Genomic DNA, 1,311 nt, shown 5'->3' with positions numbered 1-1,311 from the left:
GGTTGCGTCCTTGGACGTGGTGTAGCGGGTTGGACCTGATGCGGGGGTTTGCTCCGGCGTCTGGGTTGGTGCCCGCATAGTCAAACGGCCACCGGCTGATCTTCGAAGTGTCGAAGCCTCGAAGGAGATCAGCACGATGACCGCACCTGACAGTCTGCCCCTGCACGCTCTGACCGAGGAGAACCTCGCTGCGGCGAGTCCCGATCTGTTGCGCGCGATGGTCAAAACGTTTGCCGACGCGCTCATGTCCGCGGAGGCCGATACCCTCTGCAACGCCGAATACGGGCAGGTCAGCGACGAACGCGTCAACCACCGCAACGGATATCGCCCCCGAGAGTGGGACACCAGGGCCGGCACCGTCGAACTGGCCATCCCCAAGCTCCGCAGCGGCAGCTACTTCCCGCACTGGCTGCTGGAACGACGCCGCAGGGCCGAGCAGGCCCTGATCTCGGTGGTCGCCACCGCCTACCTGCTCGGGGTCTCCACCCGCCGGGTCGAGAAACTCGCCGAGTCCCTCGGCGTCACCCAGCTGTCGAAGTCCCAGGTCAGCGCCATGTCCAAGCACCTGGACGAACAGGTCACCGCGTTCCGCAACCGGCCCCTGGACGCCGGCCCCTACACCTTCGTCTGGGTCGACGCCCTGACCCAGAAGGTCCGCGAAGGCGGCCGGATCATCAACGTTCACGCGCTGGTCGCCGTCGGTGTCAACGCCGACGGACACCGCGAGATCCTCGGCCTGGACGTCGCCACTGCCGAGGACGGCGCCGGCTGGCTGGCCTTCCTGCGCTCGCTGATCGCCCGCGGCCTGAACGGCGTCCGACTCGTCGTCTCCGACGCCCACGCCGGACTCGTCGACGCCATCGGAGCCGTCCTGCCCGGCGCGAGTTGGCAACGTTGCCGCACCCACTACGCCCGCAACCTGCTCTCGCAAGTCCCGAAGTCGGCCCAGCCGTGGGTGGCCACGCTGCTGCGGACGGTCTTCGAACAGCCCGACGCCACCGCAGTCCACACCCAGCTGAAGCAGGTCCTGGACGCCCTGGACAAGAAGTTCCCCAAGGCCGCCGAACACCTGGATGCCGCCCAGCACGACCTGCTGGCCTTCACCGCATTCCCCCGCGAGATCTGGCGGCAGATCTGGTCCAACAACCCCCAAGAACGGCTGAACAAGGAGATCCGACGGCGCACCGACGTGGTCGGGATCTTCCCGGACCGCACCGCCGTGATCCGCCTGGTCGGCGCGGTCCTAGCCGAGCAGAACGACGAGTGGACCGAGGCCCGCCGCTACATGGGCCGCGACCTGCTGGCCAAAGC

At 67.8% G+C, this 1,311-nt stretch carries 1 protein-coding gene; it reads left to right on the top strand.

Translation table 11 applies throughout. From position 1 onward, the window contains the following. Window positions 1-136: 136 nt before the first annotated feature. Window positions 137-1,311, top strand: a 1,175-nt coding sequence (locus tag ABZ312_RS45105; RefSeq protein WP_500440230.1) for an IS256 family transposase, incomplete at its 3' end; no start/stop codon positions are given.

This window comes from Streptomyces sp. NPDC006207 (assembly GCF_040613835.1).
Lineage (GTDB): Bacteria > Actinomycetota > Actinomycetes > Streptomycetales > Streptomycetaceae > Actinacidiphila.
This window is presented reverse-complemented; position numbering and strand designations above follow the sequence as displayed.